Here is a 14742-nt window from a genome sequence, read left to right on the forward strand (position 1 = left end):
TTTGTGAGTAATTGATTGGTTTGTTGATTGAGTTTTTTCTTAAAAAACAGGATGCCTCCAAACAAAAAATATTTTATACTAAAGGCATGTTTTGACTAACTATACAAATTAAAGTAATCTGTATGCCTTATCATTTCATCATCTTTAAACTCAAAATGTGCCACTATTTTATTATGAATAGGTCTTCCCGTTTTGCTTAAATTATAACATGCATACCATTTGGCGTTCCCCATATATCCCTGAGTAGTGATCTCAAAGTATTCAATTTTTGAATTTTTTCCTTTTGAGAAGCAATTAACATGCGCCACATATTTTTACATGTTCTCCTTTCAAAATTCCAAATGCAGCATCTTCAAAAATAATATCATCGTGGTAATATGCTACCATAGACACAGCGTCTTTATTTTTAAATGCACTGTAAAAGTTTTCTATAGTTAAATTCATGAAATAAAGTTAGTAATTATTCATCTGCTAAAGCCATATCCTTACTATTTACATAAATAGAGTCGTAGTGATCAATTACTTATTATTGCTATAAAAAAGACCATCAGCGATGATGGTCTTTTTGTGTTTTAAGTAAAAAAAAAATTAATACATACTCTTAATCTTTCTCAATTTATCTTCCCATGTAGAAAGACTCTTTTTCTGATTATCAACGTTTTTAAAGACTTCTTTAACTAAAGGATTGCTTTCATCAACATTTGAGAAAAATTGCATGTTATTTTCTAATTGAATGATTTCACCTTTAATATCACTTATCTTCTTTCTGATGAAGTTTTGCTCGTTGTCTAGTAATCTATTGTCACCTGGTTGTGCTAAACTCTCAAGCTTATTTTCAAACTTGATCATGTCAAGTTTTGCTCTATCCATATCTAATTTGCCAAATAGACCGTCAAGCGCTTTATTAAACTTTCCATCAATATAGCGTTTGTTAGAAGGTACGTGCCCTATGGCTTTCCATGCTGCAATCTTTTCTTTAATGGTCACGATGTCCTTTGTGGAATCACCAGACAATTCTAAAGCGTTAACCTCTGCAAGCATTGTGTTTTTTTGTTCATAAGCGACCATGAGCTCTTTATTAGCCTCATCTCGTTGTGAATTTAATCTATCAAAATAAGCATTACAAGCACCTCTAAACTGCTTCCAAATTTTGTCACTATCTTTTCTTGGAACATGACCAATTTTTTTCCAATCACCTTGAATTTTCTTCATCAAAGGCGTTGTAGTTGCCAAATCCTCACTGTCCTTATTGTCTAAAGCAATTTGAATTAAAGCTTTCTTCTTCTCTAAATTATCATATTGGTCCTTCTTGAGACTCTTATAGAAATTGTTTTTCTGACGATTAAAAGTTCTAACGGCATCTTTAAATTTAGACCAAGTGGCTTCATTTGATTTTTGGGGCACTTTACCAGCATTAAAAAACTCTTCCCTTAATGCTTCAACAGATTTTATTTTCTTTTGCCAAGCACTGTGTGCGTTAGAAGTGTCTCCCGATACCTCCTTAATCCTAGTGATAATCTCTTCTTTTAATTCTAAGTTTTTCTCACGAATTTTATCTAAGCTTGCGTAATAACCTTGACGTTTGTCATGTATGATTTTAGTTGCGTTACTAAAACGCTCCCAAACTTCATCACGATATTCTCTGGAAACAGGTCCCAATTCTTCTTTCCAAAGTTTGTGTAGTACCTGTAACTCTCTAAATGAACGATTGATATTATCATCTGCAGCCAATTCTTCGGCACGTTCTATAATTTTAGTTTTTTGATCTAGATTATGTTTGAAGTCTAAATCTCTTAAATCGCGATTTAAATGCAAAACATCATAGAAAATCTCAACATGGTGATGGTAAGAATTCCAAGCATTATTGTAGCGATCTCTTGGTATTGGCCCAGCACTGCGCCACTGTTCTTGTAAGTCTTTAAAAGTTTTATAGGTGGTATTTATATTTTCCTCATCATTAACCAATCCTTTTATTTGCTCAATAATATGCAATCTATTTTCTAGATTAGCCTTTAAATTATTTTCACGTTGCTTATGATAAGCCCCTAAATTATTTCTATAGGTTTTAAAAACGTTGTTAAACTGTTTCTTAATAGGAGAAGCGTAGTAGAAGTCAATTTCGTTGCCGCCTTCACTCAAAAACTCTTCCTTTTTTTCGTCTAATAACGTATCAAATTTAGCGTTGAATTCAGATTTGATATCTTCAACTTGAGTTTTAATATTTTGTACTTTTTGGTTTTTTACGAGCTGTTCAAATTCAATTGATAGTTGCTCCATAGACATCGTATGGTAGTCTTTAGATTCTAACGTATGACGCTCAGCGTTTTCTTCATCTTCTGCGTCTTCTGCATTGGACTCTTCAATTTCTTCAACATGTGCATCTGTTTTTTTAGCAACCTCAGATGGTTTTAAAACTTCTTTTACATCTTCAGTGGTTGTATCTAAAGTATCTGCCGCTTCTTTAACCGGTTTTTCAGCAACCTCTTTTACCTCTTCAGTAATTGTTTCTAAAGCGTCAGCTACTTTTTTAATGGGTTCTTCAGTAACCTCTTTTACATCCTTAGTAATCGTTTCTAAAGTGTCTGTTACGATGTCAATAGGTTCTTCAGTAACTTCCTTTACATCTTCAGTCACTGTTTTTAAAGTTTCAGCTACTTCTTCAACAACCTCTTGGACATCTTCGGTAATCTCTTCAACAGTTTCTGTCACGCTCTCAGCAGTGTCTTCTGTGGTTGTTTTGATGTCTTCGGAAATAGTCTCACTCGCATCAGATGAACTTTCTGGAGTTTGAGGCGTTTCAGTAGATTTTAATTCTTTGTTTCCATCTGCTTCTTGCAGGTTATCATTCTCAGACATTTTTCAATGTTTTTATATTAGATGGCTAATATACTAACATGAGGTTAATTTACAAAAAAGAACTTGTTGTTTAGACCTGTTAAAAGGTTGAATTCCATATTTTCCAAGCCTTTTCTGCTTGATATTCTAACATTTTGATTCCATTGCAAATCTCAGCACCATGTTCCTTGCCTAATTTTAAAAATTTTGTTTCAGTGGGATTGTAGATTAAATCAAATAATAAGTGCTTCTTGGTAATCCCTTCATAAGGAATATCTGGACAGTTATCAATTTTAGGATGTGTGCCAATTGGTGTACAGTTTATAACAATAGTATAATTACTTAACATTTCAGAAGTTAGCGTCTCATAAGTAAACATGACCCCTGGTTTTTTTGTTCTAGAGACATAATCAAACGTGATATCTAAACGCTTAAGAGTATAAGCAATAGCTTTTGAAGCACCTCCAGTACCTAGTATTAAGGCTTTTTTATGATGTGGTTTTAAGAAGGGTTGTATGGATTTCTTAAACCCAAAGCAATCTGTATTATATCCTTTTAATAGTCCCTTTTTATCGACTGTTATGGTATTCACAGCACCTATTTCTTTAGCTTTTTTATTTAAGCTATCTAAATATGGAATAATGTCTTCTTTATAGGGTATAGTAACACTAAGTCCTACAATGTTATGCTCTTTAGTAAAGAGTTGTTTAAATTCTGAAATATGATTCAAATCAAAATTCTCATAAGTAAACGGTAGTTTTTGCGCTTCAAACTTTTTGGTGAAGTAGCTTCTAGAGAAAGAATATGAAATGTTTTTACCTATTAAACCTAATCTATTCATATGTTTTTTATTGTGCGTTGACCATAGCGTTCTAAGGCAAGTACAACGATGATACCTAAGATAATATAACCAATAGCAATGTAAGTTTGTGACTCATTTTGAGGTAATAAACGCTCATAATTTAATATGATTTTTTCACCTCTAGAGTCTAAAATAAAGTTACCATTATCCTGAACTTTAAAAATTGTTTTTTTCCAAGGCCAAACAACACCTAATGAACCAACGATAAAACCAATAATTGATGCCGTCGTTATGCTTTTGTAATGTTTTAAAACATAACTTAATACATGAGAAAACGAAACTAAGCCAACGACAGAACCTAGGGTAAAGATACTAAGTACCTTTAAAAGCCTTAGTCGCACTTCATTTTGCACGAAACTAAAATCTCCAGTAATGAGCTCTGAAAATGTATCGTACAGTGCATTTACAGAATCTACAAGTAGTAAAATATAGTTACCTAAAAGTATGAGAATAAATGATCCTGAAAAACCAGGAAGTGTCATACCAGCAACACTTATTATTCCGCAGAAAAAAACAAAGAAGAGATTGTCATTTTCTACTGCAGGATTAAGAAAACTTATGGCAATACCTAAGCTAATTCCAATACCTAGTGACATAATACTCTTAAAATTCCAGTCTTTAAAATCTTTATTAATGTAATAGATAGACCCTATAATCATTCCGAAGAATAAACTCCAAACATAAAGCTCATGGTTTTTAAGAAAATAGTCTAAAACTTTGGAGACGCTAAAGTAACTCACAATCATTCCAAGGAATAATAAACTCAAAAACCTACCATTAATGTATCTGTAAAAACTTTTAAATCTACCATTTACTAGCAGTTTTAGCGCAGTCTTGTTAACACGTTGAAGCGAATAGATAAACTCTTCATAGAAACCAGCTACAAAGGCAACAACACCTCCAGAAACACCGGGCACCTTATTGGCAGCACCCATACCAAGTCCCTTGATGACTAAGAAAACGCGGTCTTTAAGAGTTCTTGTGCTTTGCATTACACGGTTTCTTTTTTCTTTCCTAAACTTTCTAGAATGAGAATTAGAGCAAAACCAACAACGATAAATACAACAGCTAAAAGTATTTGATTATCTCCAACGTAGTGATTAGGGAGTATACTTTCATCTAAAAGGGTAACTTCTAATCCTTCAGAATTTATTCTATTTTTCGTAACTAATTTCCACGGCCATATTTTGTTTAACGATCCAATCATAAACCCAGTTAGAATGGCTAAAGTTAAGTTTTTATGATTTTTAAACATCCAATTTAAAATTTTGGAGAATACTTTGAGACCAACTATGGCGCCAAGGCCTAGTAAAAAGAACTTTAATAAGGCATCCTTTAATAAATCTAAGTTCATGGTGGTCACTCCTTCAATTAAATTATTTACAGTATTTATTGCGGTTTCATAAGCGCCAAGAATAAGTAATATAAAAGCTCCGGAAACACCTGGTAGAATCATAGCGATAATAGCAATAAAGCCACAAAACAATAAATAAAAAGGACTGTCTGGCGACGCAAAAGGTTCTGCAAGCGTTATAAAGTAAGAGACGATAGATGTAAAGATGATAGCCAAGATAATTTTAGGAGACCAAGAATTAATTTGCTTTCCAATATATAAAATACTGGCTAATACAAGACCGAAAAAGAAAGACCACAATAATATGGGTTCGTTGAGCAACAAATGCTTAATAAGTTTGGCTAAGGATAAAATGCTAATAGCGATACCAGAGAATAGTGCAAGGAGGAAAGAGCCGTTAATAGAATTCCATGCTGCTTTAAATCCGTAACGTTTCCATAATTTCAAAAATCCAAAATTAACGTTATCGATACTCTCAATTAATTCTTCGTAAATACCAGATATAAAAGCGATTGTACCACCTGAGACTCCAGGTACTACGTCTGCAGCACCCATTGCGATTCCTTTAAGAGTGACGAAAAAGTAATCTTTAAATTGTCTTTGCATAATTGAATTAGAATAACAGCAGTAAAGGTATGAAGTACTAAATATTTTTTTAAATTAAGAAAAAAATAAACGAGTTAAATAAACTACTTTTTAGCTTGTAGAATAATTTGTTTCACTGTAGGTTTTTGCATTACTTTTGGGAATAATTCTTCCATGATGTACCCAAATTCGTGATTTAAGAGTACTGCGTTTTTAAGGTGATAATGACCCTTACTATGCTCATGAAGTGTGAAATTTAAACCAGCCAAGCGAAATTCAATTTCTGCTGTTTCCGGATGAAACTCTGCTGCTTGAATTAAATTTAAAATAGCAGCTTCAAATTCACCCAAAGCAATAAGAATATCTGCTCTAGATAACCATGTTTGGAGTTCATAATTACCTAAATCTAAAGTTTTTTTATAACCACGTTCTGCTTCTTCAAGAAAGTTAAGACGCCAGTTAATTTGGGCATAGAGTTTCCAATAGATGGCATTCTCACTATCAATATTTATTGCTTTATTAATATAAAATAAAGCTTTTTGATAGTTCTTTTGTTTGTTATAGAATTTGGTAATTGCAATCCAACCTTTATCCAATAAAGGATCTTCATGTACAGTTTTGTAATAGGACTGGACAGCTAAATCATATTTCTCTAATTTGTCGTAGCAGTAACCAATTCTAAGTAAGGCAAATGAGGTTGGCTCATCTAAAGCCAAGGTGATTTTATAATTTTCTATTGCTTCGAGATATTGTTTTTTCTTTTCTAGAACCTTACCCTTTTCAAGATAAGCACCAACAAAACTATCATCTGAGATAATAGCAAATTCAAAAGCTGCTAGCGCTTTGTCTAATTCTTTTACAGTTACATATTGGCGTCCTAATTGATGCCAAGCGACTTCGCAATAGGGGTTTTTGTCCAAGTATGCATTTATAAATGTAATAGCATCCTCGTTCTCATCCAAAAAATCATAACAATAGATAACGTTATATAACGCCGAATAATCTTCTAAGTCAATATCTAAACACTTTTTGAAATATATTTTAGCATTTTCAAATTGATCTAAAAACAAATACTCCATGCCTATTAAAGCGTATAAATCGCCAATACCCTCATCATCATCTGGAGCTAGATCTAAAGCAATCAATAAGGTATTTACCGCTTTTTCGTGCTCATCCTGTTTCGATAGCACATTAGCTTTCTGAATATAAACTTCTTCGTTAGTCGGCTCTAAGATATGAAGTGCCTCAAGTGTCTTATTAGCCTCCTCAAATTTATTTTCTAAGACAAAAATTTCAGTCTGAAATAACTTTAAGTTTATAGATGTGGGATGCTGGTCAAGACCTAATTTAATAGCTTTTTTTGCCAACGCTATTTTCCCTATTTCTAAATAGTGATGAATAATGTTTTCAAATTCATCTGAATCAAAGAACAAAACAGTATTCGTTTTGAGCATCGATTCAAACTTTTTAAGCGATATATTATAATTGTCTTCCGGTAGACCAAACTCCATAAGCAAGTAGAATTGTTTGTTTAAATAAATGTACAGTTATCACGGTTGGGTTTTGTTTTTTTAGTTTAATGTTTTTAACAAAATAGTTAACAGTTATACTAATTATTAAAGTATTGTTGTTTAAGTTACTAAAAATTAGGTTATTAACCTACCTAATCTGAATGGTATTTTATACCAAAATAGAATCCAAAACACGAGTTATTATCATACATCCTTTGATGATTTCATCGTTTGAGATTGTTAAAGGAGGCGATATCCTAATGGCTTTAGGTTCAAAAAGCAACCAAAACAGAATTAAACCTTCATCTTTACATTTTAAAACGACTTCATTTGTAATGTCTGCAGACTGAGTAATTGCAGCTAACATTAAACCGCGTCCACGAATTTCTGTAATCAAAGGATGTTTTAAATGTTGACGAATCAAGGCTTCTTTTTCCAAAGTTTGAGACATTAGATTACTCTCTGTAATTTCTTTTAATGTTGCTAAAGCAGCAGCCGCAATAACAGGATGACCACCAAACGTTGTTATGTGACCAAGTTTCGGGTTATCCTGAAGTAAATCCATATATTTTGAAGACGATGTAAATGCTCCAATTGGCATTCCGCCGCCTAGGCCTTTACCAGTAACCAAAATATCTGGAACACAGTTGTAGTGTTCAAAACCAAATAATTTTCCTGTACGTCCAATACCAGGTTGAATCTCATCTAATATTAACAAAGCACCAACAGCATCACATTGTTTTCTAACTTTTTCTAGATAACCATCTTTGGGTTCTATAAAACCAGCACCACCTTGAATAGTTTCTAAAATAACCGCAGCTGTTTTAGTGGTAATTTGTGATAACTCTTCTTGTGCATTAAACGTTATAAACTTCACATCTGGAATTAATGGTCTAAATACTTGTTTGCGTTCTTCAAATCCCATAACACTCAAAGCTCCCATTGTATTGCCATGGTAAGCGTGATGTGCAGCAATAATTTCACTTCTACCAGTAACTCGTCTAGCGAGCTTTAATGCACCATCAATAGCTTCTGTCCCAGAATTTGTTAAATATGTTTTTTCTAATGGCTTAGGAAGATGACTCGCCATTAATTTGGTTAATTCTACTGCAGGTTCTTGGATATATTCCCCATAAACCATCACATGTAAATACTTGTCCAATTGATTTTTAATAGCCTCAATAACTTTTGGATGTCTGTGCCCTAAGCTGCAAGCAGATACGCCTGCAACAAAATCTAAATATGCTTTTTGGTTGGTATCATAAATATAAGAACCTTCCGCATGAGAAATCGTCATAGCCAGAGGGTGAGGAGTAGTTTGTGCTTGGTATTTGAAAAAGTCTGATGTCATTAATTGCCTTTTTTAATCAAAGGTTTGTTAAATGTTCTATTTATCTTTTGAAGGGATTTCGTTTTTGTTTTAGATGTATTGAGTGGTGTAGGGAGTTGTCTACCAGCTTTATTGACTTCGTCTTTATCTTTTTTACCCGCTTCTTCAATACGCTTTAATAGTGCTTCATCAATAAACTCTTCATCTTCAATATAAGGTTCTAATCCCTTTATTATTGGGAGAATCAGTGGTGGATCATCACTAAATAGGTCTTCAACACTTTTGGGTTGCTCGTCGCCTCGCCAATCAAATCCTCTAAATAGTCTAGCATTCTTCGGAAATTGGGGTTCCGGATAAATCTCGCCATCTACCTGATTAACAAGTGTTACTAGTTTATATGGTCCATCAAATTGTAGATTGATGCTTCCAGATTTAGATTTATTAATTCCAACTAAGGTGTCGTTGTCATCTCTACTGTAGAATATGATTTCTGCATTTTTGATAATATCAACATTATAGAGTTCATTGTTTTCAAATAAACCAATTAACCGCTGACCTTTAATTTGATTAAAACCACTACCTAAAGAGTCTTTGCTAATTAGAAACGCATTATTGAATACTTTTAAAGAGTCTAATTCTTCTTTTTCTACATTAGAAATTAGATGTATAGAATCTCCAGACATTTGATTACCTAAATTCCAAATCAAAGGTTTTCTTTTGATTGAAAAGGCATCACCAGTATTAAATCGCTTGATATTAATAAGCTGTGTCAAACCAGATTCACGATTTGCATGGATAGAATCTGCTTTACCACTCATATCACTTTTAAACATCTTTGCATTGTAATAAGCTCTTGTAATTCTGTGTTCAGGCTCGCCTGTAACCATTAATTTATCTGCATGAATGTATAACGAATCGTTTTCTTGAATGGTTATTGCCAAAGCTCGTTTTGTTATAAACAGAGAATCTTTATCTCTAAAGACTTCACCGTGGTGGCCTTTGATAATAGTTTTATTAACAGTATCAGTAATTGTAATATTATTATCCGCAGAGGCAAAGCTTCGCTTTCTATCAAAATATAAACTATCACCTTCTATTTGTAGGTTATCGTAGTCAATTTTAGAGTTTTTTATAAAATGTCCAATATCGTTGTTAGTGTCGTAGAATCCACGTTCTGAATAGACTTTACTAGCCTCACCAATAATGGTTGAAGGACCATACATATAAGCGTGGCCATTTTCAGAATAAAAATCGAGCTGATTTGTTTCTAGAGTGTATTTAGGATTTACCAACACCACATCTTTAAGAAAACGATATTTACTTTGGTTCATATCATATCGACCAATTTGACTTGTAATCGTACCCGATGAATCTCTAACCACTTTCCCTCTACTATTATAAAACGCTTGCTGTGTGAAGCGATTAAAGTATAGTGTATCTGTGGTTAGCGTAGATTGTGGTTCTGTTAAGACCACCTTTCCAGCTGCAATTGCCAATTGTGTAATACCACTATATTCTACATAATCTGAAGTCATATTGATCGTATCACCTTGCTTCATTCTCACATTACTATACGCTTCAATGAAGTCTTCATTTTGATAATACAAGGCTTTGTCACACCACATGTCTATCCCTTCGTGAACGATATGAATTTGACCTTGATTACTACGAACAAAAGTGGTAACGTTTTCTCCTTTTAAAGAGTCTCTAACCGTAAAACCAGAATATTCTATAAAAATTTTCTTTGGTGGCTGCGCATTGGAGAGTGCTGTTGAAAAACAACATATAATGAGTAGTATAAATCTAAGCGTAAGATGCAAGGTCATATAATTTGCTCAAAAATAGCTATTATCTCTTCGGAAATATCTGAGTTAACAGATTTTTAGTAGATTATTTTGATGTTGGCTGGTTGTCGCGTTTAGAAACACCGAGCTTTAACAGACATTTATAGATAAATTTTAATTAAATAGTTTAGCGCTGAACTTTTCTAGAGAGAGGTAGGCGTTACTATTGGAGACTCATAATTTATCTAGAATTTATAAGCGCATAAACCTGTACTAATTCGTGAAATCCTTTTAAAAAAAAAGAGATATTATTTTACTAATATCTCGTGCTTATTATGTTTAATTCTAAATACTATCGATTAATAGTCTGAGTCCTATCTGGTCCTACAGAAACAATAGTAATAGGAATCTCTAATTCTTTTTCTAAAAATGCTATATATGCATTCAATTCCGAAGGAAATTGAGACACCTCACGCATTTTTGTCAAATCTTCTTTCCAGCCTTTAAAATCTGTATAAATAGGAGTGACGTTTTCTTCTTCTATATTGAATGGCAAATGCGTAATAGTCTGCCCTTTGTATTTGTAAGTAGTACACACTTTTAAGGTTTTAAATCCAGAAAGGACATCCCCTTTCATCATACTTAACTGTGTGACGCCATTAATTTGACAAGCATATTTAAGTGCAACTAAATCTAACCAACCGCAACGTCTTGGTCTTCCAGTAACGGCACCAAACTCACGACCAATACGAGCCATTTCTGCACCAACCTCGTCAAATAATTCAGTAGGAAACGGGCCAGAACCTACACGAGTTGTGTATGCTTTGAAGATCCCAAATACTTCACCAATTTTGTTTGGTGCTACACCTAAACCTGTACATGCTCCAGAAGCAGTTGTGTTTGATGATGTAACAAAAGGATATGTTCCAAAGTCAATATCTAATAATGAACCTTGGGCACCTTCTGCTAGTATTGGCTTTCCAGCTTTTAAGGCTTGGTTTAAATACTCTTCGCTATCTATGAATTGTAATTCTTTTAAACGCTCTACAGCTGTAAAGAATTCATCTTCCATTTCTTTTAAATCATATTGAATATCTACATTATAGAATCCAATCATGGCTTCATGCTTATTTGCTAAAGCTCTATATTTTTCTTTCCAATTTGGTAATTCTAGATCGCCAATTCTAATTCCGTTACGACCAGTTTTATCCATATATGTTGGACCAATACCTTTTAGAGTAGAGCCAATTTTAGCTTTACCTTTAGAGGTTTCTGATGCAGCATCTAATAACCGATGCGTAGGAAGAATTACATGTGCTTTTCTAGAAATAATTAGATTTGACTTGTAGTCTAACTTAAACTGGTCTAATCCGTCTAATTCTTGCACAAACACAACAGGATCAATGACGACACCGTTACCAATAACATTCATAGACTCTTTATGAAAAATCCCAGAAGGAATCGTTCTTAATACATGTTTAATTCCGTCAAATTCTAAAGTGTGACCTGCATTTGGTCCTCCTTGAAAACGAGCAATAATATTGTATTTTGAGGTGAGTACATCAACAATTTTTCCTTTGCCTTCGTCGCCCCATTGTAATCCTAGTAGTAAATCTACTGCCATTGTGTAATTAGTTTGTTGGTTTGTTTTTTGTTCCGTAGAAATAAAGAGAATGGTTAGAGATAGAAATATCAAAAACTTCCTCTATGGTTTTTTTGATAGATTGAATGCGAGGATCACAAAACTCTATGACTTCACCAGTATCTGTCATTATAACATGATCATGTTGTTTGTCAAAATAAGATTTCTCGTAATGCGCTTGGTTTTGGCCAAACTGATGCTTTCTAACCAAAGCACACTCCATTAAAATTTCAATGGTGTTGTAAAGGGTCGCTCGACTTACACGATAGTTTTTATTTTTCATTTTGATATATAAAGATTCTATATCAAAGTGTTCTTCACTATCATAAATTTCCTGAAGAATTGCATAGCGTTCAGGAGTTTTTCTATGGCCTTTATCTTCTAGGAATTTTGTAAAAACGTTTTTTACAATCTCTTGGTTAGTCTGTGCTGTTTTTTCACTCATTTTTAACTCGTGTTGAGTTTTCAATTCATCAGGCTTCAAATTTACACATTTTTACACCAAATAAATTATAAATTTTTGCCAAAAAAAGCACATTGGTTTTTTTGATTTTTAAATTCTATTTACTTTATCAATTCCGTTAATTTTTTTCAAATTATCAATGAGTTTTTTTAGTATCGTAATATTAGGAACAACAACGTTTATCTTCCCTGTGAAAATACCATCATTAGACTCAAAGCTAATACTTTTCATATCGACATGCATATTAGAAGAGATGACTTGTGTTATGTTGTTTACTAATCCTAAGTCATCAATTCCCGATAGTTTTATTTGAGTTGCAAACACTTCTTGAGAAGAATCTATCCATTTGGCTATCATGACGCGATATTCATAATTAGATTGCATGCTTAGGGCATTTGGACAATTTTTTTTATGAACTTTAATTCCATCATTTATCGTTAGAAACCCAAATACTGGATCTCCAGGAATAGGATTACAACAGGTCGATAACTTATAATCTAATTTTTCTTCTTCTTTACCAAAAACCAGCTGGTCATATTTTGATGTAATCTCGTCTTTGTCAAGATCTGGTGCAACTGAAGGTTTACGAATTTTATTCTTAATATAATTCATAAACATATTGCTCTTAGACGACGCGTAGTCTTTTAGCATTGGGTTGTCTATAGTGCCAATTCCAACGCGATAAAAGAGATCTAAACTTGTTTTTAATTTAAAATGAGTAACCATTTCGTTAACTGATTTCTCATCCAATGCAATTTTGAGTTGTTTGAGTTTTCGTCTAAGGATTTCTTTGCCTTCTTCTGCAGCGTCTTTTTTATCTGCTTTAAGCGCTGATTTTATCTTACTCAGTGCTCTAGCGGTTGTTGCATAATCCAGCCAGTTCCGGTTTGGTTTTATCGTTTCCGAAGTTAAAATTTCAACTTGATCTCCACTATTGAGCACGTGACTTAATGGTACGAGTCTGCCATTTACTTTTGCGCCTTTAGTTTTCATACCAACTTGAGTATGTACACTAAATGCAAAATCAAGAGGTGTAGCTCCTTTAGGTAAAGATTTTATATCTCCTTTGGGTGAGAATACAAATATTTCTTTTGAATAGAGATTGAGCTTAAACTGCTCCACAAAATCGACAGCATTCGTTTCGTTGCTTTCTAAGGCTTCTTGTAATTTATTAATCCAGGTGTCCAGAGCATCTTCTGTATTTCCTTCTTTATATTTATAATGTGCAGCGTAGCCTTTCTCTGCAATTTCATTCATTCGTTCGCTTCTAACTTGTACTTCTACCCATCTGTTTTTTGGACCCATTACCGTAATATGAAGTGCCTCATAACCGGTTGATTTAGGTGATGAAATCCAATCGCGAAGACGAGTTGGGTTAGGTGTAAAATGATCTGTTACAATAGAATAAATTTTCCAAGCAAGGAACTTTTCGTTTTTAATATCTGATTTATAAATAATTCTAACCGCAAACTTGTCGTAGACCTCATCAAAATCTACACCCTGTTTCACAATTTTTTTTCTAATGGAATAAATAGATTTTGGTCGGCCTTTAATGTCATAGTTTAAACCTTCTTTATCCAAAGAATCTACAATAACTTTAGAAAAGGCTTTGATATATTCATCTTGTTCCTTTTTGCTTTCCTGCATCTTTTCTAAGATGTCATTATAGACTTCAGGCTCAGTGTATTTCATACCGAGATCTTCAAGTTCGGTTTTGATATTATACAACCCTATTCTGTGGGCTAAAGGCGCGTAGATGTATAAGGTTTCTGAAGCAATTTTCTCTTGCTTGTCAAGTCTCATCGAGTCCATGGTTTGCATATTATGGAGACGGTCTGCAATTTTAATAATGATAACACGTACATCATCATTAAGGGTCAATAACATTTTACGAAAATTCTCTGCTTGGGTAGACACATCTGTCTCTTTGCTCAATGATGAAATCTTTGTTAAGCCATCAACAATGCGAGCAACAGTTTCTCCAAAGAGACGTGCAATATCATTTTTTGTATAATCTGCACTGTCCTCAACAACGTCATGGAGTAGGGCAGCAGCAATACTTGTGGCATCTAATCCAATCTCACTCGCCACAATTCTTGCCACAGCAATAGGATGAAAAATATAAGCTTCTCCAGACTTACGTCGCTGGTCTTTATGCGCATCTAAGGCCACTTCAAACGCTTGGCGAATGAGTTTTTTATCCTCTTTTGTAAGTGTTTGATAACTTACTTTAAGGAGGTTTTTGTAGGCTTTTGCAATCTCTGCATTTTCTTTTTCTATAGCTTCCTCTGTCATAGAACTAAAGTAAGAATAACATATGTAATGTGCAATGAGTTTTAGGGGTTTTGTTTTAAGAAGTTTACAAAACCCATTGAA

General features: G+C 33.5%; 11 protein-coding genes. All 11 read right to left on the reverse strand.

Annotated elements, in window-relative coordinates; genetic code table 11:
- Positions 1–294 precede the first annotated feature (294 nt).
- Complete coding sequence (locus H593_RS21245) at positions 295–444, reverse strand: Cif family virulence factor (RefSeq protein WP_245585029.1); 150 nt, start codon at positions 442–444, stop codon at positions 295–297.
- Positions 445–588: 144 nt separating this feature from the next.
- On the reverse strand, positions 589–2856 hold the full coding sequence (locus tag H593_RS0109390; RefSeq protein WP_028872220.1) for a DUF349 domain-containing protein: 2268 nt from the start codon (positions 2854–2856) through the stop codon (positions 589–591).
- A 79-nt stretch (positions 2857–2935) separates the two neighbouring features.
- On the reverse strand, positions 2936–3676 hold the full coding sequence (locus H593_RS0109395) for a shikimate dehydrogenase family protein (RefSeq protein WP_028872221.1): 741 nt from the start codon (positions 3674–3676) through the stop codon (positions 2936–2938).
- Complete coding sequence (locus H593_RS0109400; protein WP_028872222.1) at positions 3673–4689, reverse strand: DUF368 domain-containing protein; 1017 nt, start codon at positions 4687–4689, stop codon at positions 3673–3675. Before H593_RS0109400 ends, H593_RS0109395 begins: the two co-directional genes overlap by 4 nt.
- Positions 4689–5657, reverse strand: a complete 969-nt coding sequence (locus tag H593_RS0109405) for a DUF368 domain-containing protein (RefSeq protein WP_028872223.1) — start codon at positions 5655–5657, stop codon at positions 4689–4691. Before H593_RS0109405 ends, H593_RS0109400 begins: the two co-directional genes overlap by 1 nt.
- An 83-nt stretch (positions 5658–5740) precedes the next feature.
- Complete coding sequence (locus H593_RS0109410) at positions 5741–7147, reverse strand: tetratricopeptide repeat protein (protein ID WP_028872224.1); 1407 nt, start codon at positions 7145–7147, stop codon at positions 5741–5743.
- A 169-nt stretch (positions 7148–7316) separates the two neighbouring features.
- Positions 7317–8498 carry an aspartate aminotransferase family protein gene (locus H593_RS0109415; RefSeq protein ID WP_028872225.1) on the reverse strand — a complete coding sequence of 394 codons (1182 nt, stop codon included), beginning with the start codon at positions 8496–8498 and terminating at the stop codon, positions 7317–7319.
- Positions 8498–10303 carry an OstA-like protein gene (locus H593_RS18850; RefSeq protein ID WP_051229686.1) on the reverse strand — a complete coding sequence of 602 codons (1806 nt, stop codon included), beginning with the start codon at positions 10301–10303 and terminating at the stop codon, positions 8498–8500. The genes H593_RS0109415 and H593_RS18850 overlap by 1 nt, the downstream gene beginning before the upstream one ends.
- A gap of 310 nt (positions 10304–10613) precedes the next feature.
- Positions 10614–11885 (reverse strand): adenylosuccinate synthase, encoded by a 1272-nt coding sequence (locus H593_RS0109425; protein ID WP_028872226.1) that lies wholly within the window; start codon positions 11883–11885, stop codon positions 10614–10616.
- Between the two features lie 7 nt (positions 11886–11892).
- Positions 11893–12348, reverse strand: coding sequence for a Fur family transcriptional regulator (locus tag H593_RS0109430; RefSeq protein ID WP_028872227.1), 456 nt, complete (start codon positions 12346–12348; stop codon positions 11893–11895).
- A gap of 108 nt (positions 12349–12456) precedes the next feature.
- Complete coding sequence (locus tag H593_RS0109435) at positions 12457–14661, reverse strand: RelA/SpoT family protein (RefSeq protein WP_028872228.1); 2205 nt, start codon at positions 14659–14661, stop codon at positions 12457–12459.
- Positions 14662–14742 lie beyond the last annotated feature (81 nt).

The sequence above is a fragment of the Psychroserpens burtonensis DSM 12212 genome, assembly GCF_000425305.1.
Classification (GTDB): Bacteria; Bacteroidota; Bacteroidia; order Flavobacteriales; family Flavobacteriaceae; genus Psychroserpens; species Psychroserpens burtonensis.

What these genes read in the sequence shown, in the direction of transcription:
- H593_RS21245 (WP_245585029.1), bottom strand. Translation starts at nt 444, where the DNA reads ATGAATTTAACTATAGAAAACTTTTACAGTGCATTTAAAAATAAAGAC.
- H593_RS0109390 (WP_028872220.1), bottom strand. Translation starts at nt 2,856, where the DNA reads ATGTCTGAGAATGATAACCTGCAAGAAGCAGATGGAAACAAAGAATTA.
- H593_RS0109395 (WP_028872221.1), bottom strand. Translation starts at nt 3,676, where the DNA reads ATGAATAGATTAGGTTTAATAGGTAAAAACATTTCATATTCTTTCTCT.
- H593_RS0109400 (WP_028872222.1), bottom strand. Translation starts at nt 4,689, where the DNA reads ATGCAAAGCACAAGAACTCTTAAAGACCGCGTTTTCTTAGTCATCAAG.
- H593_RS0109405 (WP_028872223.1), bottom strand. Translation starts at nt 5,657, where the DNA reads ATGCAAAGACAATTTAAAGATTACTTTTTCGTCACTCTTAAAGGAATC.
- H593_RS0109410 (WP_028872224.1), bottom strand. Translation starts at nt 7,147, where the DNA reads ATGGAGTTTGGTCTACCGGAAGACAATTATAATATATCGCTTAAAAAG.
- H593_RS0109415 (WP_028872225.1), bottom strand. Translation starts at nt 8,498, where the DNA reads ATGACATCAGACTTTTTCAAATACCAAGCACAAACTACTCCTCACCCT.
- H593_RS18850 (WP_051229686.1), bottom strand. Translation starts at nt 10,303, where the DNA reads ATGACCTTGCATCTTACGCTTAGATTTATACTACTCATTATATGTTGT.
- H593_RS0109425 (WP_028872226.1), bottom strand. Translation starts at nt 11,885, where the DNA reads ATGGCAGTAGATTTACTACTAGGATTACAATGGGGCGACGAAGGCAAA.
- H593_RS0109430 (WP_028872227.1), bottom strand. Translation starts at nt 12,348, where the DNA reads ATGAGTGAAAAAACAGCACAGACTAACCAAGAGATTGTAAAAAACGTT.
- H593_RS0109435 (WP_028872228.1), bottom strand. Translation starts at nt 14,661, where the DNA reads ATGACAGAGGAAGCTATAGAAAAAGAAAATGCAGAGATTGCAAAAGCC.